The following is a 25755-nucleotide window of genomic DNA, read 5'->3' as shown; positions in this document are numbered from 1 at the left end:
GCACCGGTGCCGAAGGCCATCGCCGGAGCCCTCACTTCTTCTTCTTGGTGGAGCTCTTCGAGCTGCTCTTGGTCTTGGTCGACTTGCTCTTGGACGAGTGGGCGCTGCCGGCCTTGCTGTTGGTCTTGGAGCCGCTCTTGGACGTGTAGAGGCCGGGCGGGCTGTAGCCCTCGACCTTGCCGGGCTTGGTGTCGCACGGGTTCCACGGCTTGCACCGGTCGTACTCCCAGTACTCGCGCTCCTCGACGTCCCAGGCCACGTAGTCGAACTCGCCGATCTCGTAGTCGTCGCCCACCCGCCCGTACGGGGCGCTGCCGCCTCCCCAGCCGGTGCCGATCTCGTACCCGCCGCCGAAGGACGTGGACGGCGACTTGATCGGGGTGTAGTGGCACGTGCGCACGGCGCCCGAGGTCCGGCAGTCCACCCGCCACGAGCCCTCGCCCGGGCTGTGCACCGGGTAGCCGTCCGGCGTGGTGGGCCTCGTCGGTCCGGGCGTGGTCGGGATCGGCGGCAGGCTCCCGCTCGACGGCGGCGTCTGGTAGCCGGGCGGGACCTTCGGCGACCAGCCGCCGCGGTTCTCCAGGATCGCCTTGATGATCTCGCCGGTGTCACCGCCGCCCAACACGTCGCGCGCGTCCGCGGTCGGGTGCGGGGTGTGGAGCAGGCCCGGTCCGGCCACGTCGTCGCTCCAGCGGAACCCGGTGAGCCCGCTGTCCCACGTGATCGGCTCGGTCCACGACCCGACCAGGAGCCGCGCGGTGAGACCGGTGGGGTCGGCGTGGCTGACCGGCGAGTTGCCCGCGTAGGCGTAACCCTGCAGCTGCTGCGGGTCCTCGGCGTTGAGGATGGGGTCGGCCGAGGCGAACGCGCCGATCGCCGGGTCGTACTCGCGTGCGCCGAGGTGGACCAGGCCGGTGGAGGCGTCGTTCGTGCCGCCGACGAAGCCCTGCTCGCTCGGCCACGCCGGCGTCGTGCCGCGCGGCGCGCCGTAGGGCAGCCGGCGGCGGGTCGTGACGGCCAGGTCGGCCGCGGCGATCGCGGTGCCCGCCGTGCCGGCGTGGTCGTCGACGAGCCAGCTCAGGCCCGCGCCGGTGCGCACCGCGAGGACGGTGCCGTCCACGCCGTAGTGCCGGGTGGCGGTGAGCGCCCCGGTGGCGCGGTCCAGGCGCACCTCGGTGTCGCCGAGGTAGAGGGTGTCGGCCTCCGGGTCGTGGCGCAGCAGCCGGTCGCCGTCCGCGTCGTACTCGAAGGTGGTGACCTGCCCGCCCGCGTCGACCCGGGCGAGCCTGCCCTCGGCGTTCCAGGCCAGGACCTGCCCGGGGCGGCCGACGGTGTTGCCCGCCGCGTCGTAGGTGTAACCGTCCACAACGGACCCGGTGGTCACCGAGGTGACGCGGTGCGGCCCGGCCTGCCCGACCGCCGGGTAGGCGTAGTCGCGGGTCGTGTCGCCGCTCTCGGCGTGGTGCTGCTCGCGGGTGCGGTTTCCCGCCGCGTCGTAGCCGTACGTGTGCCAGTACGGCGCGGGGCCGCCCAGCGCGGCGGTGCTCGGCCCGGCCGCGCAGTCGGCGGTCGTGGTCCACGCCTCCACCAGGCGGCGCAGCGCGTCGCCGCGGAAGCACTGGGTGTCGCCGGAGGCGGCGTCGGCGCTGGAGACGATGTTGCCCGCCGGGTCGTGGCCCAGGGCCAGGTCGACGGCGACCTCGCCGGTCTCCAGTTCGGTCTTCAGGCCGGTGAGCCTGCGGGTGGCGTCGTCGTAGGCGTAGGAGCGCATGACCCGGTCGCCGAGGATGCGGTGGCCCAGCCCGCCCACGGCCGTGTAGCCGGTCGCCGTGACGTAGGGCGCGAGGTCGGAGCCGAGCGTGTCGGCCTGGCCCAGCGCGGTGTAGCCGGTGGTCACGGTCTCGGCGGGGAGGTCCCCGACCGCGGGCAGGCCGGTGCTGACGAGCGCGCCCGCCTGGTCGCGCGTCTCGGTGACCTCGTAACGGCCGGCCAGCGCGCCCTCGCGGGCGGGGACGGTGACGGCCGTGCCGGTGGGCAGGCCGAGCGCGTCGTAGCCGGTGACCTCGGTGCGGTACGCCGCGCCGTCGGTGTGCCGGATCGCGGCGGCCGGTTCCCCGATGCCGCCGGGCAGCGCGTCGAAGGTCCACTCGGCGCGCCGGTCCGTCCCCTCGGACACGCCGGTGCGGCGTCCCAGCGCGTCGTAGGTGTGGGTGAGGGTGACGCCGCGGGCGTCGGTGACGCTCGTCAGCCGGTCCTCGTCGTCGTACGTGCTGGTGGCGACGCCCTTGTCCGGGTCGTCCACCCGCACCTGCCTGCCGCGCAGGTCGTGCTCGAAGCGCCAGGTGTTGCCCGCCGCGTCGGTCACCGACGACCGCTTGCCTGCCTTCGTGTAGCCGTAGCGGGTGGTGTGGTGCTCGCCGTCGGGTCCGTCGCCGGTGTACTGGCGCAGCTCCACCAACCGGCCGCGCACGTCGGTGACGCTCGTGGTGGGCGTGCCGCCCGCGGGCGGGTCGACGCTGACCCGGTCGCCCTCGTGGCGGTAGGTCGTGCGGTGCCGCTCCACGCCGTAGGACCGCAGCACCTCGGCGGCCGTGCGGCCCGCGCCGTCGTGCTCGACGGCCTCCTGCGACGGCACGTCGGCGTCCGCGACGACCAGCAGCGACGTGCCCGGCTCCTCGGGGTTGTGGTAGGCGGCGTTGGTCTTGGCAACCCGGCCGTGGCTGTCGTACAGCGTGTCGGTGACGATCCGGCCGCCGGCCGGGGAGGGCTGCTGCGTCTGCCGCTCGCGCAGCAGGCCGTCGTGCAGCGTGTGGCTGGTCAGGTACTGGCCGGAGCCCAGCAACCGGTGCGTGGTGACCACCGAGGGCGCGTCGGCGCGGACCAGGTACTCGTAGCGGGCGGTCGGCGGCTCGGTGCTCGGGCGGCCCGGTCGCCACGCGGCGGTGAGCCGGCCGAGCGGGTCGTAGGTCTGCTCGCCGCGGCGGCCGTTGGCGTCGGTGGTCGCGACGACCCGGCCGCGGTAGGGCTCCAGCTCCTCGGCGCCGGTGTGGCCCAACGCGTTCGTCGTGGTCACCGCGGCGACCGGACCGCCGGTCGCGGGCGTGTACGTCGTCGTGGTGCGGGAGCCCGTGGCGTTGTCCGCGGTGACCACGCGGCCGTGCGCGTCGTGGGTGGCGCGGGACGTGGTCACGTACACCGGTCGGTCGCCGTCCCACGACGCCAGTTCCTCGGTGCGGGTGACGTCGCCCTTGGTGGGCGGGGTGTCGGTGCTGTCCGCGCCGTCGTAGGCGGTGCGCTCGTCGGAGATCACGTCGGCGGGCGCGAACACCTGCGTCGGCTGGTCGTCGCACGGCACGCTCGCCGTGGTCACCCGGTTGGGCCGGTCGACGATCCACGCATCGGTGTTGCGGGCGTAGCCGGTGACGGTGCACAGGTCGTCGTCGGGCACGGCCACGTCGCCCAGGTCGTGGACCTTGGTCACGGTGCCGTAGCCGTCGTGGCTGGTGGTGGTCTCCGACATCCGCGAGCCGCCGCCGGGCAGCGGGGTGCGGGTCTGCACCGAGTCGACCTTGAGGATGCGGGCCTCCAGCGGACCGTTCTGCCGCTGCCGCACGGCGGTCGGCTCGGACAGCCACGGCTGCTGGAAGCGCGCGGAGACCTCGGCGCCGGTGACGGCGTCGCGGACCACGGTCTCCCGGGCGAACCCGGCGTAGCCCGGCACGTCCTCGAGCTGCTTGCCCTGCGAGTCCTGGACCTTCACGTCACGCGTGCCGCCGTCCAGCAGCACGTCACCGTCCATGCCGCGCAGGAACAGGTGCTCGGTCAGCGTGCGCGGGCCGTCCGCGCCGCCGGTGGACACGCGCACCTTCTGGAAGCCGCGCCACGCGCCCCAGGTCTTGAACCGGTCCGGCACCAGCTCGGCGGCGTCGTAGTGCCAGGCCGCGCCCTCGTCCACGTACTCGTACCGGGTGACCGCGTGCGGCGCGCCGCCGACCCGGTCCACCTCGGCGACCTCCCCCACCACGTACTTGGCGAACCACCCCAGTTGCGGCGAGGACAGGCCCGTGGGCAGCCAGAAGGACGGGAAGCACTTCTCGGCGTTCACGTCCTGGCGCGGCAGGGACCCGGGGTCGCACGGATCGTCCAGGTAGGTGACCTCGGTCGAGCCGCCGGTCTCGTTGTGCACGCGGGAGAGGCGCCACTTGTTCATCGGTTCCAGGTCGTTGCCGACTGGGACGCGGTTGGGCAGGCGCACGCCGTCGAACAGCAGCGGCGGCATGGTGGCCGTGCCGCCGACGTGGCCGGTACGGGTGAGGGCGCGCAGCCACAGCGTCGGGCTGGTGTGGTCCGCGGTGGCCGGGAAGACGTGGTCGAGCCGCCAGGAGTCCACGTCGGCGAACCCGTCGCCCGACCGCACCTGCGTGGTGATCGACGCCAGCCTGGTCGTGCCCCAGAAGCTCGGTCCCGCGACCGCGCACCCGCCGCCCGCGCAGGCGAGGTCCCACGGGGTGTCCGGCCAGTCGGCCGGCCTGGACGGTTGGCAGGCCGAACCGGGGATGCAGCGCGGCGCGCCGGTGAACACCACGCGGGCGGTGGGCTCGGTGCCGGCGCGGTGGCCGTAGTCGATGCGGGTCAGGTGCCCGGCGCGCACGTACGGCGTGGCGTTGCCCGCGACCCCGGCGCGGCCGTAGTGGTTGACCTCGGTGTCGTAGTGGTAGGAGACCTGGTCGCCGTGGGTGTCGGTGATCAGGTCGAGGTTCCACCGGTAGGCCTGCCGGCACCACGAGGTGTCGAACGACGGTCCGTGGCACGGCTCGCCCGCGTCGTTGCCGAACACCGGCGCCGTCCAGACCGACTCGGCCGCGCCGGCGGAGCCGAACGAGTACCGCGTGCCGTCCGGGCCGGTGACCAGCCAGTGCTCGCCGTCGTCGTCGCCGTTGGCCGCGCCGGTGCGCAGCTCGACCCGCCAGCCCTCGTCGTTGGCCGCGCGCCAGTGGTCGCGGCCGGCGTCCCAGACCAGCTCGCCGGTGAGTCCGGGCAGCACGATGTGCGCGGCCTGCCGGTCCCAGCACAGGTCGCCCTTGCCGGGTTCGCCGTCCTCCGCGCAGGGTTCGTAGGTGCGCTCGATGAAGCCGGGTTCGTAGGAGAAGCCCTCGCCGAGCCAGGAGGCCTGGTTGTTCGTGGAGGCGGTCCGCCCGTCCACCACGCCGGAGGAGTAGGACAACGCGACCTGCGGCGTCGGGCCGGGCGCGGGCGGCACCTCGATCGGGTGGTTCCAGGAGAAGTCACCGGACTGCACGCCCACCGCCCAGGTCGCCGACGGCGCCAGCGAGGTGGGCGAGAAGCTGCCCGATTCACCCGACGTGCCGGCGGTGAGCGCGTAGGTGGCGCTGCGCGTCGGTGCGACCCGGGTCCCGTCGGGCCCGGCCGTCCACCCCCCGGCCCTGCCGCCCGCGACCTCGACGTGGACCTTGCCCGCCTCGACGTCGTTGCGGGCGGGCACGACCTCCCCGGTGGCCACGTCCACGACCCGCAGCCGTGACGCGTAGTCCCCGCCGAACGCGTGCCGCATCCCGGCGTAGTCCAACTCGACCGACACGGGTGCTCCGGCGCGCGCGACCCGGAACAACACCCCCTGCCCGCCCTGCTCGACGACCTCGACCGCCCCACCACGTGCCGTGGCGGCGACCTGCTGCTCGGGCGCCTTCGTCACCGCCGCGGCGTCGACCGCCAACCCGGGCACCGGCGCGTTGCCGGCCACCTTCCCCGCCACCGACCGCGCGCCGGGCAGCTCACCCCACCCCTCCGGCCCCGCGACCGCGGGCGGCACGACCAGGAGCGCCCCACCAACCGCCAACGCCGCACCCCGCGCCACCAGACGTCTCCACGCTGCACCCATGCGAGCTCTCCTCAGCCGCCCACCGGCCAACCCGGCACCGCCGCCAGCCTGGGTCCCGCGCACCGTGTTCGGCGAGGTGTTCGCACGGGGTCGAACGAATCCGAACAGCGGAACGGGCGGCCACCTCGCGCGACCGCCCGTCCGACCTTCTTGGAACGCACCGCTCACCACGACGGCGTGGCCTCAAGAGGCCCCACCCGCCAGTGCACAGGAGGGAGCCTCTCCGCATCCCGCGCGGCCGGTGGCTGAGCCCTTTGGCCCATTCCGACGCCTTTCAGCGCCGGCGCGTCCTCCGCCCTTGGCCTGACTGGTCGCGGTAACGCCCGACCAGCCCCGACATCCGACCCGGCAAGCGCGCCCAGCGGTCACTCCTCGGGCCACCAAGGCACGTCTTCCTCGCCGAACAGCAGGACGAAGGTCGAAGCGGGGTACTTGCCCTCGAACGAGGTGAAGTCGACGGTCGTCTCCACCTCGTCGGCCGTGAGCAGGGTGAGGCTCGCCGCGTGCAGCTCGCGCACCAGATCCGCCGGGTCGGGGTCCGCCTCGTCCGCGAACGTGATCACGTCCTGCCGCCGCAGGGTCTCGGCCACGTTGGCGCACAACAACGCGTACGGCCCGACGGCCGACAGCCACAGGCTCCAGGACCGGTTGGAGTCCGCCCGGCTGCGCACGGTGTAGGAGAATCCGACGCCGTCCTCCCAGTCCGTCCAGTCCTCGAGCTTGAACCGGGCGGACAGGGACTTCAGCAGGCCGGCCCAGGGGTTGTTCTCACGGGCGCGCTGGAAGAACGAGTAGTCCGGCTTCCCCAAGTCCCCGTACGCCGCGCGGGCGTGCCGCAGTACGTCGTCCACCGGACTCCTCCTCATCCTCGGAACCTACCTCGTCAGAACTCCGGCGACCCGGCCGGACCCGCGCCCTGTCCGACCAGGTCCGCGCGCTGTGCCGCCCGGCACTCGAACGGCGCTACTTCTTCTTTTTCTTCCCGCTCTTGCCCTTCGGCTTCTTGGGTTTGTGCCACGGCGAGCCGTGCATGCCCTGCTTCCCGTTGCTCACCCGAACCGACCTCTGGAGCTTGCCGTTGCTGTCGCGCCCCACCGGCCACGCGAAGTTCAGCTTTCGGATGTGCGGTTGGCTCGGCTTGGCCTTGCCGAGCGCGTTCGCGACCCTCGTGTGGGCGTTCGCCCACCGGCGGCCGAGCAGGAACGTCGAATGCTCCTTGCCCACCGACTTGCGGGTCTTGACCGCATTGGCGTTCTCCTTGGTGCCGCGCGTGTGGTTCAACTGCTTGGGGGTGTCCATCTTGCCGGTGGCCCGTTTGACCGCTCTCTTCGTCTTGCTCACGGCGGTCTTGGCCGCCTTAGCCGTCCCCTTGGCAGCCTTCGCGACGGCCTTGCCCGCCTTCGCCGTCGCCTTGGCACCCTTCGCGGCGGCCTTCGTGGCGGCCTTGCCGACCTTCTTGGCCACCGCCATGCCCGCCTTGAGCAGCAGCTTGCCGCCCGGCACGAGGTTGGCCGCCGCGCCGGCCGCCATCTCCAGGGCCTTCTTCTTGTTGCCCAGCGCCGCGTGCGCCGCCGCACCCGCGATGCCCGCGGCCGTGCCGATCGGACCCGGGATGTAGGAGGCGACCTCTGCCACCTTGGTCACGACCTTCGCGGCCTTCTTGACCCAGCCCCACAGCAGGCCGTCCGGGTCGCTGAACGTCAGCGGGTTGTTGTTGGAGTACAGGTAGCCGTGCAGCTGTTGCGGGTCCTCCTCGTCGATGATCGGGTCCACCGACAGGAACCGGCCCGTCTCCGGGTCGTACTCGCGCGCGCCGAGGTGGGTCAGACCGGTCGAGGCGTCCTCCGTGCCGCCGACGAAACCGCGATCACCGACCCAGCCGCCCGGCTTCTCGCCGCGATCGACGCCGAACGGCAGGCGCAGCCGGTGCTCCGCGGCCAACGACGAAGCGTCCACCGAAGTCTCGGCGGTGCCGTGGTGGTCGGCGGACAGCCACGTCAACGACTCAGGGGTGCGGACCGCGATCGTGTCCTCGTTGTGCTCGTAGTACCGCGTCGCGGTGAGCAGGCCCACCTTGTCCACGTGCAGCTCGGTCGTGCCGATGTACAACGTGGTGCCCTCGGGGTCACGGCGGATCAGCCGGTCGCCGTCGGCGTCGTACTCGAACGACGTGGTCTTGTCGCCCTCGACCACCGACGTCACGTGGCCCTCGGCGTCGTAGGACAACGACTGCGCACCGCGAACGGTGGTGTTGCCCTCGACGTCGTACTCGAAGGAACGCACGTCGTCGGGCACGCCCGGCCTCGTGGTACGCACCGACGACAGCTGCTTCGAACCCGGCCGCGGGTACTCGTAGGTGCGGGTGGTGTCGCCGTCCGCACCGTGCAGCACCTCGGTGAGCCGGTTGCCGATCTTGTCGTAGGTGTACGAGTGCCAGTACGGCGCGGGCCCGCCGGCGCTCGGCTCCTCGTCGCACGACCACGGCGCGGTCCACGCGTCGGTCAGCCGCCGCAGGTGGTCGACGCGGAAGCACTGCGTGTCCACCGCCCGGCCGGCGGAGGCGTTGACCAGCTTGGTGATGTTGCCCGCCGGGTCGTACTCCAGCTCGCGGTCCACGACGGGCGTCGCGGCGTTCTCCTGGTACATCGTGGCGCCGACGAGCCGCCGGGTGCCCTCTTCGTACTCGAACGCCTGGGCGACCTGCCGGCCCGCGTCACCCATGATGTACATGCCGACCTCGCCGAGGTCGGTGCGCAGCGTCTGCTCGACGTACCTCGACAGGCCCCGCATCGAGTCGACGTTGCCGAACTGGTCGTAGCCCTGCTCCAGCACCTCCGCCGGCAGGCCGCCCATCGCGGGCAGCGACACCGACGTCACCTGGTCGGCGGCGTTGTAGGCCAACGTCGACTCGTACCGACCGGCGAGCGCGCCTTCCCGCGCCGGGACGGTGACGGCGTTGCCGGTCGGCAGCTCGGCGTCGTTGTAGCCGGTCACCTCGTCCCGGTACGCCTGCCCGTCGACGTAGCGGATCTCCGCCACCGGCAGGCCCTTGCCGAGGCTGTCGAAGGTCCACTCCAGCACCTTGGCGCCACCCTGGTGCGTCGCGGTCCTGCGGCCCAGCGGGTCGTAGCTGTGCGTCAGGGTGGAGCCGCGCGAGCCGGTGCTGGTGAGGAGCTGGTCCTCGTCGTCGTACGTCATCGTGGACGTGCCCTGGTCGGGGTCGTCCACCCGCACGAGGCGGCCGCGCACGTCGTAGTGGCTGCGCCAGGTGTTGCCCGCCGGGTCGGTGATGGTCTCCTGCTCGCCCGCCTTGGTGTAGGTGTACCTGGTGGCGTCGTAGTCGCCCGACGGGGAGCCGGACGAGTACTGGCGCAGCTCCACCACGCGCCCCTCGGCGTCGAGCAGCTCGGTGGTCGCGGTGCCGCCGTCGGGTGGGTCCTCGCTCACCCAGTTGCCGCCGTAGGCGGTGGTCGTGCGCCACTTCTCGGTGCCGCCGACCAGCAGCACCTCGGCGATCTCACGACCCGCGCCGTCGTAGCCGAACGCGGTCTGCGCCGGGACGTCCCGGTCGGACACGGCCAGCAGGTCGGTACCGGGCCGGTCGGGGTTGTGGTAGGCGGCGTTGGTGCGCGCCACCCGGCCGTGGCTGTCGTAGATCGTGTCGGTGACGATCCGGCCGCCGTCGGGCGCGGGCGCCTGCACCTGGCGTTCCCGCAGCAGCCCGTCGAACAGGGTGTGGGTGGCCACCTGACCGCCGTGGCCGAGCAGCTTCTTCGTGATCACGGCGGACGGCGCGTCGTTGCGGAACAGGTACTCGAACTCCACGTCCGGCACGTCGTCGGCGCCGCGGCCCGGCTGCCACACCTTGGTCAGGCGCCCCAGCGGGTCGTAGGTCATGGTGGTGCGGCGGCCGTTCTCGTCGACCTGCTCCACCGCGTCGCCGGTGGCGACCTGGAACGCCGTGCTCTCGGTGTGCCCCAACGCGTTGGTGGTCGTCACCGACGTCACGGGGCCGCCGACCGCCGGCGTGTACGCCGTGGTCTCCTTGTCGCCCAACGCGTCGTACTCCTCGACCTCACGGCCGTGCGCGTCGTACACCGACCGCTCGACCGTGGTGTAGCGCGGGGCGGCACCGTCCCAACCGGACAGTTCCTCCTCGCGCGTCGGGTCGCCCTTGGCGGGCGGCGCGTCGAGGTCGTCGGACCCGTCGTAGTACGTGCGCTCGTCGGAGATCACGTCGCCCGGCGCGTAGTCGGCGACCGAGCAGTTCACCGACACCTTCACCACCCGCTTGGGGGTGGCGATCAGCCACGCGTCGAGGTTGCGGGCGTACTCCACGCGCGTGCACGTGTCGTCGTCGGCGACGGCGAGGTCGCCGAGGTCCGACGTCCGGACGTGGGCCCCGAGGTCGTCGTAGAAGTGCTGCTCCTCGGTCTCCCGGAAGCCGCCGCCCGCCAACGCGGTGCGGACCCTCGTCTTCTTGACCTCGGTGACGTAGGCGCCCAGGTCGCCGGACGCGCGGCGGCGCACCGCGTTCGGGCCGATGACCTCCGGTTCGGTGATCTCCCGTTCGACCTCGGGACCGCCGTCGCCGTCGTAGGTGATCTCCTCGTAGGAGAAGCCGCGCAGCGCGGGGTCGTCCCGGCGTCCGTCGACCACGTCCTGGCGGGTGGTGCCGTCGGCCTTGCGGTCGCCCCACATGCCCCGGAAGAAGCGGTGCTCGACCAGCGTGCGCGGGCCGGACGGCTCGCCGGTGCGGACCTTCACGCTCTGGTAACCCCGCCACTGGCCCCACGACTTCAGCTCGTCGGGGACGAGTTCGGCGTCGTCGTGGTGCCACGCGGCGTCACCGGAGTACTCGTAGGACGTCACCTCGTCGGGTGAACCGCCGACCCGGTCGATCTCCCGGACCTCGGTGACCAGGTACTTGTGGAACCAGTCCAGCTTGGGCGTGGACGTGCCCTCCGGCGACCAGTTCGCCGGGTAGCAGGGCAGGCCGTTGCCGTCGGGGGCGGGCAGGTTGCCTTGAGCGCAGCCGTGCGAGGCGTACGTCACCTGGATCTCGCCGCCGGTCTCGGTGTGCACCCGGCCGACGCGCCACCGCTTCATCAACGGCTGGTCGAGGTCGGGCACGACGCGGTTGTCCAGGAGCACGCCGTCGAAGTTGACGTCCGGGGTGACCGCGGTGCCGCCGACGTGCCCGGTGTGGGTGATCGACTCCAGCCACAGGACCGGGCTGGTGGCGTCGTGGGTGGCCGGGAACAGGTGGTTCAACGCCCAGGAGTCGACGTCCGCGAGCTGCCCGTCCCGCCGCACCTGGCTGGTGATCTTCGCCAGCCGCTTGGCGCCGAAGAAGACGGGCGAGTGCTTGCCCGCGCACGTGCCGCCGTCGCACTGCTGGTCCCACGGCACGTCGGGCCAGTCGGCCGGCTGCGACCGCGTGCACGCCGAACCCGGCAGGCACCGGTCGGCGGCGGTGAACACGACCCGCGCGGCGGGTTCGGCCTGGCCGTCGCGCAGGCCGTAGTCGATGCGCGCCAACTGCCCGCTGCGCACGAACGGCGTGGCCAGGGACGCGGTGTTGTTGCGGCCGTAGTGGTTGGTGTCGGTGTCGTAGTAGTAGGCGATGGTGTCGCCGTGCCGGTCCACGACCCGGTCGAGCATCCACCGGTACGCCTGCTGGCACCACGACGCGGCGAACGACGAGGCGTGGCACGGTTCGCCGGGTTGGTTGCCGAACACGGGCACGGTCCACGCCGAGCGCGCGGCGGCACGCAGGCCGAAGAAGTACTGCGTGCCGTCGGGCGCGGTCATGCGCCAGTGCTCGCCGTCGTTGTCGCCGTTGTCGGCGCCGAAGAGCTGGTCGACCTTCCAGCCGTCGTCCTGCTCGGCGCGCCAGACGCCGCGGCCCGCGTCGTGCACGAGTTCGCCGGCCACCCCGGGCAGCGCCACGACGGCGTTGGCCGAGGCGTAGCAGAGGTCCCCGGTGGGGGTCGCGTTGTTGCCGCCCGCCGCGTCCGCGGCGCAGGAGGTGTACTGGCGCTCGATGAAGCCGGGCTGGAAGTCGAAGCCCTCGCCGATCCAGGACGCCTGGTTGTTGCTCGCGGCGGTGCGCCCGTCGATCCCGCCGGAGGAGTAGGCCAGCGCCACGTCCGGCTCCGGTCCGGGCACCGGGGGCAGGTCGAGGGGGTAGGCCCAGGAGAAGTCGCCGGACTGGAGGCCGACCTCCCACGTGGCCGACGGTGACAGCGACGTCGGCTTGAAGTTGCCCGCGCTGCCGCCGGACGCCGCCGTCACCGCGTAGAGCACGTCGGGCGCCGTGACGCGGCGGCGTTGCTTCTCGTCGTCGGGGACGCCGGGCGTGCCGGACGCGGTGAGCTCGCCGCGGATGCGGCTGCCGCGCACGTCGTTGCGCGCGGGCACGGGGGTGCCGGTGACGCACTCGGCGCGTTCCGGCGCCCACGCCGCGCAGGCGGGCAGCCGCACCAGGCTCAGCCGGGACGCGTAGTCGCCGCCGAACTCGTCGCGGAACGACGAGTAGTCCACGTCCACGGTGACCGGCCCGGCGTCGGCGGCGCCATCGGCGCGTTGGACGCGGAACAGCACACCGCCGACGCCCGCCCTCTCGGCCACCGGCCGGTCGAGCACCTCGACCCGCACCCGCCGCGGGCTCTTGGCGCCGGCGACACCGACCCGCACCGGCAGGTCGGCCGCGCGGGCGGGCTCGGCCGCCACCTCGACCTCGGCGGCGCCCGCCTTCGGCCGGGCGACGTCGCGAGCGGCCTTCGGCGCGGTGACGGCGGACTCGACGACCGGGTCGGGCGGGCGCGGGCGCACCTCGACACCGGTGCCCGGCACGGACTCGGACCGGGTCACGCCGGGCCAACCGCGCGGCGCGGGATCGGCGAACGCGGTGGGGACGCTGAGCGCGCTCGCCACCAGGGCGAGCGCGACCCCGATCGCCAGCGCGGCACGGGGTCTCGGCGGTGTTCCCGGTGTGGACGAGCGACCCCGGCCGGGGCGTCTGCGTGAGCGCACGGGCGTTCCTCTCCTGGGCACCATCAGGCCACCGGGAAGCACATCCGGTCCGCGACGCCGCGAGGGCCGGTGCGAACGGATCCGAACGGATCCGAACGCGACCGGCCCCGCGACATCGGCTCACGACCTGGCGCGCACGCCGGCCGGTCGTGGCTCAGGTGGTGGATCGCCCCGACCACGGGCGCCGAGGCGGGCCCTCGGCGCCCGTGGCCCTACTCGCACTCGTGGTCGTTGAACGCGCTGGGCTGCAGGTGGATCCAGTGGCAGAAGTTGTCGGACCTCTTCCCGGTCACCTTGGTGCCCCAGTTGCCGTGGTAGGCCATGATCGCGATCACCCGCCGGTCACCGCCGTTGTACTGGTAGATCGGTGATCCGCTCTGACCGGTCTGGGTATCGGCGCGGGTCTTGATCATCTTGGCCAGCACGATCTTCGTGGAGTTGTCGTCGCCGTACAGGTGGTTGTCGCACTGCCCGTCGGCCGAGGGCGAGGCCGCGCACTGGTGGTCCCAGCCCGGGTAGCCGAACGTCCAGTGCCCGCCCCAGTACCCGCGGGGACGCCACCCGAGCCAGCCCAGGCGCGCGGTGGACTCCTCGTCCGCCAGCACGATCATCCCGTAGTCGTAGGCCGGGTTGCCCCAGTCGTACCAGCCGGAGACGCTGAAGTACCAGGTGGAGTTCTTCAGGCCGTTCGGGTAGGCGCCGATCCCGTTCTGGCCCGGAGCCACCTTGCGGTTCGGGAACCAGCCCTGGCCCTTGCCGCCGCCGCCCTGGTGGATGCAGTGGCCGGCGGTCAGCAGGTGCCGCGGCCCGACCAGGGAGCCGGAGCAGTGCGAGGTGGTGGAGCCGGGCGCCGAGATCGAGCCCATCGCCCGCCACGGGTAGCTCGTGGTCGCGGTCCGCAGCACGCGGTCGTCGGCGTCGAACACCGTGCGGGTGCCGAACCCGTCCCCCGCCGTGCGCTCGTCGGTGTCGGGCCGCGGCTCGCCCTCGGGGTCCTCGTCCGCCGGCGTCGGGTTGACCGGGCGGGTCTCCTCGGGGCCGACCGGCGACGGCGTGATCTGCCGGTACAGCCGCCCGTCCGGGGAGACCGCGACGCCGAGCTCCCAGCTCTCCGGCTGGGTCACGTCCAGCCGCTGGGCCTCCTCGTCGGTGAGCGCGACCGGCCGCGGCACGGCGGCGGGATCGGCGTAGGTGGCGAGCCCGACGCAGCGCCAGTCGGCGCGCCGGTCCAGCTCGGTGGCGGGACGGTCCGCGCACGGGTCCTCGGCCCTGGCGACCGACGTGGTCACCACGGGCGCGAGCGCCGCGATCAGCAGCAGCACGATCGCGGTGCCCGGCAGGTGTCGTTTCCCGCGGGAGGTCCGGAGTTTCATCGATGCCCCTTGGAAGGTCGGTGAGGTGGTCGCGCACCACGGTCGTCACGCGCCTTCCGGTGGCCTTAGCGTCGGCATAAGGCGGCACGGCCGACCGGCCACCCGGGCTGATCACATCGGGTGAATCCGGCGACGAGCTCGCATCAACGGGCATCGATGTGCGATGGATTACGTGTGACGCAGACCGGGACCACCGACACCGTCGTGCGGCCTCGCCTGGACTACCTGCTGGCCGCGGCGCGGTCGAGCAGGATCACGACGGTGGTGGCGCCCGCCGGGTACGGCAAGACCACGTTCCTCGCCGGGTGGACCGCGCGGGCGGAGGTCGCCTGGCACACGCTCACCGAGGAGGACCGCTCCGCCCAGCCGCTGCTCGTCCGCCTCGCCCGGGCCCTGCGCGTCGTCCTGCCCTCGCTCCGCTTCGAGCCGCCCGCGGTCCTGGCCGACGACGAGGCCGCGGGCGAGGCCGGGCGCACCGACCGGGCGCACGCGATGGCCGCCTCCCTGTGCGACGCGATCGCCGAGGCCGCCGGCGGGCGGACGCTGCTCCTGGTGGTGGACGACCTGCACGTCATCGGCCCCGACGACCGGACGTGCGGCCTGCTCGAAGCGCTGTGCCTGCACGCGCCGCCTGCCCTGCACGTCGTGCTGTCCGGCCGGGAGCCGCCGCCGTTCCCGGTGCAGCGGCCGTCCGGGCCGCTGGAGGTGACCGCCGCGCAGTTGGCGTTCACCGAACGGGAGACGCGGGAGCTGGTGGCCGACGACCGCGCCGCCGCGGAGGTCCACCGCCTGTCCGGCGGCTGGCCGGTGGCGGTGCGGATGGCCGCCGAGGCGCTGGGCCGCAACCCGACGACCGGCCCCGGACCGACGCGGCACGCACCGCCCGCCGCGTTGCCGCACAACCGCGCGCTGTACGACTACCTGGCCCACGAGGTCTTCGACCGGGAACCGCGACCGGTCCGCGAGCTGCTGGCGGTCGCGGCGCTGTTCGACCGCTTCGACGCCGACCTGCTGGCGGCGCTCGGGTTCGCCGATGCCGCGCGGGTGCTCGCCGACCTGCTGGCCCGCGGGCTGTTCGTCGAGCGGCTGATCGCGGACCCGGGTCGGCTCGGCCTGATCCCGCTGGCACGCGCGTTCGTCGCCGGCCGCGCCGGGCTGGGCGCCGACGAGCGACGACGGCTCGGCACGACCGCCGCCGCCTGGCTCGCCGGGCAGGGCCGCCCCGCCGAGGCGCTCGCCGCGCTGGCCGGGCTCGGCGAGCACCGGGTCGTCGGCGCCCTGCTGGCCGAACGCGGCGAGGAGCTGGTGCAGCAGGGCGGCGCGGACACCGTGATCGCCGCCGTGGCCGAGATCCCGCCCGACGAGCGCGACCCGGTCACGTGGCAGCTGGCCGGCGTGGCGCACCAGGTGCGCGGCGAGTGGGGCCTGGCGCTGGCGTGCCTGCGGCGGGCGACTCCGCCGGGCGCCCGCACGCCTCCGGCGCTGGCGGCCCGCATCGCGGCGATGCACTACTTCAGCGGTGCGCCGGACCGGACGCTGGCGGCCTGCAAGGAGTGCTCGACCACCGGGGCCGACCCGGCGGCCGAGGCCAGGGTGCGCGGGCTCGCGGCGAGCGCGCACTGGGCGCGGGGCGACGTCGCGTCGAGCCGGGCCGAGATCGCCGCGGCGTCGGCGCTGGCCGAGGAAGCGGGCGACGACGCGGCCCTGGCCGCCACCCACACCGTGCTGGCCATGATCGCCGACGCGGAGGGCGACCGCCCGGCGATCGCGGACCACTACGCGCGGGCGTTGGCGCACGCCCGGCTCGCCGGCGACGTGCTCGCCGAGATCAGGATCCGGGTCAACCGGTCCGCCCACCTCGTGCACGAGGCGGACCACGCGGAGGCGCTGGCCGAGCTGGACACCGCGTTGCGGCTGGCCGACCTCACGGGGTTCACCAGCTACCGGGCGCTCGCGCTGAACAACCGGGGCGCGGCGTGGCTGGGCCTGGGGCGGCTCGACGAAGCCGCGGCCGACCTGCACGCGGCGCGGAAGGTGTACACCAGGACGGGTTCGCGGCTCGCCAGCCTGGCCCTGGAGTCGTTGGGCGAGGTCCACCGGCTCCGGGGTGAGCGGGCGCTGGCCCGGGACGCCTTCGCCGAGGCGGTGCGGCTGGCCGAGGAGAACGACGCGGTGCCGCAGCTGGTGCCCGCGCTGGCGGGGCTGGCCCGGGTGCTGGCCGACGAGCAGCCCGGGACCGCCCAGGACCTCGTGCGCCGGGCGTTGTCGTGCGGCACCGGCCTCGGCTACCCGGCGGCGCTGCTGGCCGCCGCACGGCTGGCGCTGGCCCGGGGTGAACCCGACGAGGCCGCCTCCCACGCCGGCCGGGCCCACGCGGTGGCCGCCCGTCGCGGCGACCGGGCCGCCGTCGCCGCGTCGCTCGAACTGCTCGGCAGGGCCAGGACCGGGCGCGACGAGGCGTTGTCGCTGCTGGCCCAGGCCGCCGCGGCGTGGGCCGAGATCGGCAACCCGATCGGCGGCATCGAGGTGTCGATCGCCAAGGCACGCGTGCTCGGCGGGGCGGACGGGCTGGCGCTGGTCACCGTGGCGGGCCAGGCCGCCGGCCGGATCGGCGCCCGCGGGCTGGTCGCGGAAGCCGCGTCCGTCGCCGAGAGCTGCGGCCGGTCGACCGGGCCCGCGGTGTCGATCCGCACCCTCGGCGGGTTCCAGGTGCTGGTCCGCGGCGCGGCGGTCCCGGCAACCGCGTGGCAGTCGAAGAAGGCGCGCGACCTGGTCAAGATCCTCGTCGCACGGCGGGGACGGCCCGCGACCCGCGAGGCGCTGATGGCGCTGCTGTGGCCGGACGAGCCGCCGGAACGCGTCGCCAACCGGTTCTCGGTGGCGCTGTCGACCGCGCGCCTGGTGCTCGACCCCGACCGGTGCGACCGGCACGGCATCGTCGCCGACCACGACCAGGTGCGCCTGGACCCGGCCGCGGTCGACGTGGACGTGCTCCGGTTCCACGCCGACGCGAAGGCCGGGCTGGCGGGCCGGTCGCCGGCGCTGCTCGCCTCGGCGGAGACCGCCTACACCGGCGACTTCCTGGAGGAGGACCCCTACGCGGACTGGGCGGCCGAGCTGCGCGAGGACACCCGCCTCACCTACCTCCAGGTCGCCTCGGCGCTCGCCGAGCACGTCGCCGCCGCCGGCGACCACGTCGCGACCACCCGGTACTGCCTGCGGGTCCTGGAACGCGACGGCTACGACGAGACCGCGCACCTGACCCTGGTCCGGGCCCTGACGGCGGCGGGCAGCCACGGCGAGGCGCGACGGCGCTACCGGGCCTACGTGTCGCGGATGCGGGAGATCGACGTGGAGCCGAGCCCGTTCCCCGACTCCACGCCGCGCGGTGCGGGGCTCACGCCTCCTTGAGGCAGATCGCGTAGGCCTCCACGTTCCACCGGCTGGCGCCTTCCGGCGCGATCACCGTCATCGAGTCGGTCCCCGGGTCCGGCTTGGCGCTCACCAGGATCGCCTCGGAGTCGGGCGTCTCGCCGCTCACCAAGCCGCCACCGCCCACGAGCCGGAACCCGTCGTCGCAGGTCGCGGTGGCCTCCTGCGCCCCGAGGTCGGGGAACTCGCCCGAGTCGGCCACCACGCGCACCAGGCTGCCGGCCATCGTGGCGTCGCAGATCGCCGACGCCTTCACCGTCCACTGCGCGTTCGCCGGTCCGGACCCCATCGCGGTGGCCGTGGTCAGGCCCTCGTCGGGCACGAGCCCGTACAGGGCCGCCTTGTCCGCGCCGTCGTTCCCGACGACCTCGCCACCGAGACCGGTCAGGCTGTTGGCGACCGGGCAGGAGTCGGAGTGCTCCTTGGGGACGACCTCCGCCGTGCCGAACGGGTCCTCGCGCGCCAGTTCGGGGTTGCCCGTGCCGCAGACCGCGTAGGCGGTCACCGCCCACGCGGGCGTGGTCGTGAGCGACCTGGCCCGCACCACGACCCCGGACAGGTCCGCCAACGGCCGGATGGCGTCGATCGCCACGTCCCCCGACCGGTTGTCGACCGCGCCGCCCGCCGAGTACAGCTTCGTGCCCCGCGGGCACAGCGCCCGCACGGACTTGTCGGCGTCGGTGGACGGGCTCACGGCCTCCACCAGCTGGAGGTCCACGGCGGCCGTCTCCGCGCTCGCCTGCCCGGTCGCCAGCCCCACCGCGAGGCAGCCCATCGCCACCCGTGCCCACCACGTCGTCCTGCTCATCGATCCCCCTTGGTCTCCGCGCGCGGCCGTGCCCCGCGACGCCACGAACCAGGATGGGACCGGGGATTACGGTGGTCTTAAAGTCGGGTGGCCGGCCGCCCCCGGCGCCGAGTCCTAGAGTGGCGCTCATGATCACCGAGGAAGAACGCGCAGCCCGCTCACGACGTGCCCGCGACGCCGCCGTCGACGCCGCGACGGCGCTGGGGCTGGACGCTTCCGAGGCTGAGGTCGTGTACGACGTCTTCTCGGTGGTGGTGGACCTCGCGCCGTCACCGGTCGTCGCACGAGTGCCGGTCGTGACCCCGCGCGGCACCTCGTCGACGGGCTTCCAGCGCACGGAGCTGGCGGTGTCGAGGTGGCTGGCGGCACGCGGCGAGCCGACCGTCGTGCCCAGTGGGCTCGTCCCGGCCGAGCCCGTCGAGCGCGACGGTTTCGCGATGACCTTCTGGGAGAAGGTCGACGGCGTGACCCCCACCGATTACGACGTGGTCAAGCGCATGCCCGTCGTCGCGCGCCTGCACTCGATCCTGGCCGAGTACCCGGGCGAGACCGGCTTCTACCCGGGGATGCAGGGGTACGTCGACCTCGCCTTCGACGACCTCGAAGGTCGTGACGACCTGCTGCCCGCCGCCGACCTGGCCCGGGCCCGCGCCGAGTGGGCCGTCCTGTCGCCCGCCATCGCGTCGCCCGCCGCGTTCACGCGGATGTTCCCCGGCGTGCCCGTCCAAGTGGTCCACGGCGACGCCCCGTTCTACAACCTGATCGAGACCGCCGACGCCCTGCTGTACTCCGACTACGAGCACGTCGGCGTCGCCCCGGTCGAGTGGGACCTCGCGCACACCGGCGAGGAGGCGATCGCGTCCTACGACGCCGCCGCGGCCGAACTCGGCCTGCGCGCGGTCGACCCGGGCGTGCTGCGCGCCATGGAGCGCTTGCGCGACCTGCAGGTGGTCGCCTGCCTGGCGCTGGCCCCGCAGCTCCCGCTCCTGGTCGACGGCCTGTCCTCGTCGCTGGAGGCCTGGCGGGCCACCGAGCCCTGGCGGGACGGGGAGCCCTCCGCGAGGTGAAGCGGCCACGTGGTGGACAGTCGCGGTCATGGCAGCCGAGGTGACACCGGGACGCGAGGTCGTGCTCGAAACGGATCGCCTGCTGCTCAGGCCGTGGCGGGTGGCCGACGCCGTCGTCCAGCGCGAGCTGTGGACCGAACGCGATCCGCGAGTGCCGCCGCACCGCCGGATCGACGCCGACGGCCGCCCCACGGTCGAGGAGCTCGAGCAGGCGATCCGCGCCGACGAGCCGCCGTCGTCGACGGGATTGCTGGCCATCGAGCGGAAGGCGACCGGTGACGTCATCGGCTACTGCGGGTTGATCGACAGCGGCCGAGGAGCCGAAGGGGAACCGGAACTGGCGTTCGAGCTGCTGCGCCGGGCCTGGCGTCAGGGTTACGCGACCGAAGCCGCGTCGGCGGTCCTGGACTGGGCGAGGTCGTCGGGGCACCACCGGGTGTGGGCCACGGTCTGGGACTGGAACACCGCCTCCCGCCGCGTGCTGACCAAGCTCGGGTTCACCGAGACCGAGCGGGTGGAAGTGGACCCGGCCCGCGGGACGACCCTGTTCACGACGAGACGACTCTGACACCACGGCTGTCGCCCGGACGAATCGCCGCACCCGGCGGAAACCGACGTCCGACCGCGACCCGCGATCGTCGGCGAAAAAGCACGATCGCGGATCGACGGCAACCGGCACGGACCGAGAACGAATTCGGACGAGCACGAGCCACCGGTGTTGTCCGCGCCGAGTGCGGCCCGATGGGCCGACCGAGTGAACGATGCACGACTTTCCCACACTATGACACGGATTGTCCGGTCCGTTAGGCCACTTGGCCCTTCACTTTCGTTGAAACCATGCATAAGTTGCAGATGGTTGTTGCGAAAGACTGCCAAACTTCGCGCAACCGCACCGGACAACCACAACCTCCGACGCCGTCCGCGCGAGCGCGCCCCGGACGGTTTGTTCGCCGCGCGAGGAATGGACGCCGAGTCCATTCCCGAGCGGCTCACGCCCTCATTGTTCCGCGCCTTTCCGGCACCGGCTCCGCCCTTTCCGGGCGAATGCCGTCGACCTGGACGGAGAACGATGGACGAGCACGCCCAACCCGGCTGGTTCACCAGGCTCGTGTCCCGGCGCGCCGTGCTGGCGACCGGCACGGCCGGGCTCGCCGTGCCGGCCGCCATGGCGCTCGGCCCGGTGGCGCCCCGGCACGTCGCCAACGCGCAGGAGGGCGTGGTCAAGAAGGTCACCCTGTACGCGGAAGCCCTGCCGGACAACCTGTACGGCTACGGCCTGGCGCCCGGTCAGGCGACCGTGCCGGGTCCCGTCCTGGAGATCTACGAGGGCGACACGCTCGAAGTCACCCTGGTCAACAACACCGACCGGCGGATGTCCATCCACCCGCACGGCGTCGACTACGGCGTCGAGTCCGACGGCAGCCCGCTCAACGCCTCCTTCAACAACCCCGGCGAGACGCGGACCTACACCTGGCGATCACGGGAGATGACCGCCACCTCGGGCAGGCGCCTGATGCCCGGCAACGCGGGCTACTGGCACTACCACGACCACGCCATGGGCACCGACCACGGTTCCCTGGGCATCGCGCGCGGGCTGTACGGCGCGCTGGTCGTGCGCCGCCGCGGAGACATCCTGCCGGACAAGCAGTTCACCGTCGTGTTCAACGAGATGACCGTCAACAACCTGGTCGCGCCGCACACGCCGATCTTCGAGGCCGACCTCGGCCAGCGGGTGGAGTGGATCGCGATCGGGCACGGCAACCAGTTCCACACGTTCCACCTGCACGCGCACCGGTGGGCCGACAACCGCACCGGGATGCTCGAAGGGGCGTCCGACCCGAGCCGGGTGATCGACAACAAGGACCTCAACCCGGGCAGCTCGTTCGGGTTCCAGGTGCTGGCCGGCGACGGCGTCGGCCCCGGCGCGTGGATGTACCACTGCCACGTGCAGAACCACTCGGAGACCGGGATGTCCGGGATCTTCCTCGTGCGCAACGCCGACGGCAGCATGCCGCCCGGCGCGCAGGAGGCGATCGACCGGTTCCGCGGGCACAGCCACGGCGCGGCGACCGCGCACGCCCCGACCGAGGGGCAGCACCAGCACTCGCCCACGCGATGACCTCGTGGCCGGCGACGACGAAGGAGTGAGGGATGGGGCCAACGACCTCTCCGGGCGGACACCGCGGGAGAACAGGGAGGAGGGCGCTGTCGGCGGTGACCGCGGCGGCGGTCCTGCTCGGCGGATCACTCACCTCCGCGACCGCGTCACCGGCCGTGCCGCGGCAGGCGCCGATCACCACCGCCGCGTCGGCGTCGGTCCTGGTCTTCCACGGCCCGGCCGCCGAGCAGCAGGACCCGGTCGCCCGCGCCACCGAGGCGTTCCGGGACATCGGGGCCGCCAACGGCATCGCCGTCGACGCGTCGTCCGACCCGGCCGTGTTCACCGCCGACACCCTCGCCGGGTACCGCGCGGTCGTGTTCCTGTCCGCCTCCGGCGCGACGCTCAGCCGTGACCAGGAAGCGGCGCTGCGCGACTACGTGAAGAACGGCGGCGGGTTCCTCGGGGTGGCCGACGCCGCGAAGGCGCAGCCCGAGTCGTCCTGGTTCGCCGGTCTCATCGGGACCCGTCCCGTCGGCACCACCGCCACCCCCGAGACGGCGAGCGCGGTGACGGCGAGCGCCGAGAACCCGCCGAACGAGACCAAGGAGATGCTGGCCGACGGCAAGCCGGAGACCAAGTGGCTGGTCCGGAGCACGACGGCGTGGGCGGCCTACCGGCTGCCGGCCGCCGCCGCGGTCAACCGCTACACGCTCACCTCGGCCAACGACGCACCCGGCCGCGACCCGAAGGACTGGACGCTGCGGGGCTCCGCGGACGGCACGACCTGGACCGACCTGGACCGCCGGACCGGCCAGACCTTCCCGGAGCGCTTCCAGAGCCGCACGTTCACCATCGCCGAACCGCGGTCGTTCCAGCACTACCGCCTGGACATCACGGCCAACGGGGGCGAGCCGATCACCCAGCTCGCCGACCTGCGCCTGTACGCCGGCGACCCGACACCCATACCGGACCCCCAGGTGCACCGGTCCGTGGTGAACCTCCTCGACCGGCAGCACCCGGCGAACGAGGGCCTGCCGCTCATCCTCGCCCGATCGGACCGCTGGTACAACTGGGAGCCCAACCCGGTCGGCGTCGTGCACACGGTCGCCCAGGTCGAGGAGCGGCACTACGACCCCGGTCCAGGCGCCAACGGCCCGTTCCACCCGGTCTCCTGGTGCCGCGACTACGAGGGCGGTCGGTCCTTCTACACCGGCATGGGCCACACCGAAGAGGGCTACGGCGAGCAGGCCCTCCGCAGCCACCTGACCGGCGCCCTGAAGTGGACGACCGGCCTGGTGCGCGGCGACTGCCAGGCCACCATCGCGTCGAACTACGAGGTCGAGCGGCTGACCGCGGCCAACCAGACCGGCCGGCTCGACCAGATCGGCGAGCCGCACGGCCTGACCGTCGCCCCGGACGGCACGGTGTTCTACGTCGGCAAGGCCGCCTGCCCCACCGGCCCCGTCGTCGCGTGGACCGATCCCCACGTCGGCCTCGGCTGCGGCACGATCCACCAGTTCCGACCTGACACCAAGCAGGTGAAGCTGCTGGCGACGCTGCCGGTGATGGGCAACCGCGGCAGCGGAACGGAACTCGTCAAGAACGAGGAAGGCCTGCTGGGCATCGTGCCCGACCCGGCGTTCGCCGAGAACGGCCGGCTCTACGTCTACTGGATGCCGCACGACACCGTCGACCGCGAGAAGCGGACGGGCAAGCGGACGATCTCGCGCCTCACCTACGACCGCGCGACGCAGACGATCGACCTGGCCACCCGCAAGGACCTGCTCCAGTGGGAGGTCCAGCAGCACAGCTGCTGCCACGCGGGCGGCGGCATGGCGTTCGACGCCAAGGGCAACCTGTACGTGGGTTCCGGCGACAGCAACTCCTCCCTGGGCTCGCAGGGCTACTCCGGCAACAACTGGACCGCCGAGTGGGAGGGACTGTCCTTCCAGGACGCCCGCCGCACCGCCGGCAACACCGACGACCTCAACGGCAAGATCATCCGCATCCACCCCGAGCCGGACGGCACGTACACGATCCCGCCGGGCAACCTGTTCCCGCCGGGGACCGCGAAGACCCGCCCGGAGATCTACGTGATGGGCGTGCGCAACATCTCGCGCCTGCAGATCGACCCCGTCACGCAGTGGCTGACCGCCGCCTGGGTCGGTCCGGACGCGCTGCAACCGAGCCCGGAGCTGGGCCCGGCCAAGTACGAGACCGCGACCATCATCACCGAGGCGGGCAACCACGGCTGGCCCTTCTGCATGGGGAACAAGCAGCCCTACCGCGACCGCAGCAACACCGACGCGACCGTGCTGACCGGCTGGTACGACTGCGACGCGCCGAAGAACCACTCGCCGCGCAACACCGGCCTGGTCGACCTGCCGCCGGTCAAGGACAACATGATCTGGTACGCGCCGGGAGGCGGCGGCCCGGTGTTCCCGGACCGCCCGGACGGCAGCGGCATCCCCACCTACAACGCCGCCGACGCCACCTACACCCAGCCGTACCTGCGCGGTGGCGGCCAGGCCGTCATGACCGGACCGACCTACCACCGGGAGCTGGTCGACACCGGCAGCGGTGTCGCGTGGCCGGAGTACTGGGACGACAAGTGGTTCATCGGCGACCAGTCGAACTCGGCCAACCGGGTCGCGGTGACCGTCGACCCGGCCGGTGTGCCGACCGCCGCTCCCCCGGCCTTCGCCGAGAGCCTGCGCGCGATCATCCCCGGCGGCCTCGGCGACGACCGGCTCCAGAGCTGGATGGACGCGAAGTTCGGCCGGGACGGCGCGCTCTACCTGCTGGACTACGGCGGTGGGTTCTTCAGCCTGCACCCCAACCAGAAGCTGATCCGGATCACCTACCAAGGCGGCGCGAAGACGCCGAAGCCGGCCGCCGGCTCGGTCGCGGTGCACGGCAAGCCGCTCACCGTCGCCTTCACCGGCTCCAAGTCCGGTGGCGCGTCGCACCGCTGGGAGTTCGGCGACGGCACGTCGTCCACCGAGGCCGACCCGCGGCACACCTACGACCGGGTGGGCGAGTACCAGGCCAAGCTCACCGTGACCTACGCAGACGGCGAGACGCAGGTCGTGCCGCTCACCGTGGACGTCGGCTGCGCGGTCCCCGACGACCGGGCCACGGTGTGGCTGGGCGAGTCGGACTCGGGCGTGGCCAACAAGCCGGTCGGCGGCGGCTGCACGGTCAACGACCTGATCGACGACGAGAGCCCGTGGGTCGACCACGGCACGTTCGTCCGGCACGTCACCGAGGTCGCCGACCGGTTGCAGCGCGACGGCGTGCTCACCGCCCGCGAGAACACCGCGCTGGCCCGCGCCGCCGCCGGCTCCGACATCGGCACGGCGGGCAACACCGGCTACGAGCCGATCTTCGACGGCACCGCGGCGTCGCTGCGGGGCTGGGTCCAGGCGCCGTCCGGGTCGTTCTCGATCCAGCCGGACGGCGCGCTGCGCTCCTCCGGCGGGCTGGGCATGCTCTGGTACGCGCGCGAGCAGTTCGGGGACTTCTCGGTGAAGCTCCAGTTCCGCGACATGTCACCGGACGGCGTGCGCGCCAACAGCGGCGTGTTCACCAGGTTCCCCGATCCCCGCACGCCCGTGGACCAACGCCCGCCGGACAGCTGCGGGACCGTCGGCTCGGCGCGGACGTCGGCGGCGTGGGTGGCGATCTACTGCGGGCACGAGATCCAGATCTACGACGGCGAGACCGGCGAGCCGCAGAAGACCGGATCGGTCTACAACTTCGACCCGGTCGGGCTGCCGCCGTCCGGCGCGCCCGCCAAGGGCGGCTGGCACGACTACGAGATCCGGGTCGTCGGGCAGCACTACACGATCGTCCGCGACGGCGTGGTGATCAACGAGTTCGACAACGCGCCTGGCAAGCAGTCGTCCCGGCCGAGCGACCCGCCCACGGACCTGCGCCAGTTCGCCGAGGGCTTCCTCGGCCTGCAGAACCACGGCCCGTCCGACGTGATCGACTTCCGCAACATCCGAGTGCGGTCGCTCTAGCCGTCCGGCAGG

General features: G+C 73.2%; 10 protein-coding genes. 5 read left to right on the top strand and 5 right to left on the bottom strand.

Annotation, left to right across the window (positions count from 1 at the left end; all coding sequences use genetic code 11):
* Positions 1–31: 31 nt before the first annotated feature.
* The 4 genes from ACZ7GX_RS16245 to ACZ7GX_RS16230 form a co-directional block, all read right to left on the bottom strand.
* The gene (locus ACZ7GX_RS16245) at positions 32–5899 is read right to left on the bottom strand and encodes an RHS repeat domain-containing protein (protein WP_498777299.1); all 5868 of its coding nucleotides are present in this window, start codon (positions 5897–5899) and stop codon (positions 32–34) included.
* Between the two features lie 365 nt (positions 5900–6264).
* Positions 6265–6750 carry a hypothetical protein gene (locus ACZ7GX_RS16240; RefSeq protein WP_498777298.1) on the bottom strand — a complete coding sequence of 162 codons (486 nt, stop codon included), beginning with the start codon at positions 6748–6750 and terminating at the stop codon, positions 6265–6267.
* A gap of 112 nt (positions 6751–6862) precedes the next feature.
* Complete coding sequence (locus tag ACZ7GX_RS16235) at positions 6863–12937, bottom strand: RHS repeat-associated core domain-containing protein (RefSeq protein ID WP_498777297.1); 6075 nt, start codon at positions 12935–12937, stop codon at positions 6863–6865.
* Positions 12938–13149: 212 nt separating this feature from the next.
* Positions 13150–14310, bottom strand: a complete 1161-nt coding sequence (locus ACZ7GX_RS16230) for a trypsin-like serine peptidase (RefSeq protein ID WP_498777295.1) — start codon at positions 14308–14310, stop codon at positions 13150–13152.
* A gap of 174 nt (positions 14311–14484) precedes the next feature.
* Here ACZ7GX_RS16230 and ACZ7GX_RS16225 point away from each other — a divergent pair, with 174 nt between their 5' ends.
* Positions 14485–17721, top strand: coding sequence for a winged helix-turn-helix domain-containing protein (locus tag ACZ7GX_RS16225; RefSeq protein WP_498777292.1), 3237 nt, complete (start codon positions 14485–14487; stop codon positions 17719–17721).
* On the opposite strand, the gene ACZ7GX_RS16220 is transcribed toward ACZ7GX_RS16225, so the two are convergent.
* Positions 17708–18550: a hypothetical protein gene (locus tag ACZ7GX_RS16220; protein ID WP_498777290.1), complete on the bottom strand. Its 843-nt coding sequence runs from the start codon at positions 18548–18550 to the stop codon at positions 17708–17710. The two genes, ACZ7GX_RS16225 and ACZ7GX_RS16220, sit on opposite strands and share 14 nt — an antisense overlap.
* Positions 18551–18678: 128 nt before the next feature.
* Here ACZ7GX_RS16220 and ACZ7GX_RS16215 point away from each other — a divergent pair, with 128 nt between their 5' ends.
* From ACZ7GX_RS16215 to ACZ7GX_RS16200, 4 genes are all read left to right on the top strand, one after another.
* Positions 18679–19617, top strand: a complete 939-nt coding sequence (locus ACZ7GX_RS16215; RefSeq protein WP_498777288.1) for an aminoglycoside phosphotransferase/kinase family protein — start codon at positions 18679–18681, stop codon at positions 19615–19617.
* A 28-nt stretch (positions 19618–19645) separates the two neighbouring features.
* Entirely contained in the window at positions 19646–20185 is a 540-nt protein-coding gene (locus ACZ7GX_RS16210) for a GNAT family N-acetyltransferase (RefSeq protein WP_498777285.1), read from the top strand.
* Between the two features lie 501 nt (positions 20186–20686).
* Positions 20687–21736, top strand: coding sequence for a multicopper oxidase domain-containing protein (locus ACZ7GX_RS16205; RefSeq protein ID WP_498777283.1), 1050 nt, complete (start codon positions 20687–20689; stop codon positions 21734–21736).
* Between the two features lie 32 nt (positions 21737–21768).
* Positions 21769–25743: a ThuA domain-containing protein gene (locus ACZ7GX_RS16200; protein ID WP_498777281.1), complete on the top strand. Its 3975-nt coding sequence runs from the start codon at positions 21769–21771 to the stop codon at positions 25741–25743.
* Positions 25744–25755: the final 12 nt, after the last annotated feature.

This window comes from Actinosynnema sp. NPDC037264 (assembly GCF_055603705.1).
The sequence above is the reverse complement of the archived record's forward strand: the minus strand, read 5'-3'. Positions and strand labels throughout refer to the sequence as shown.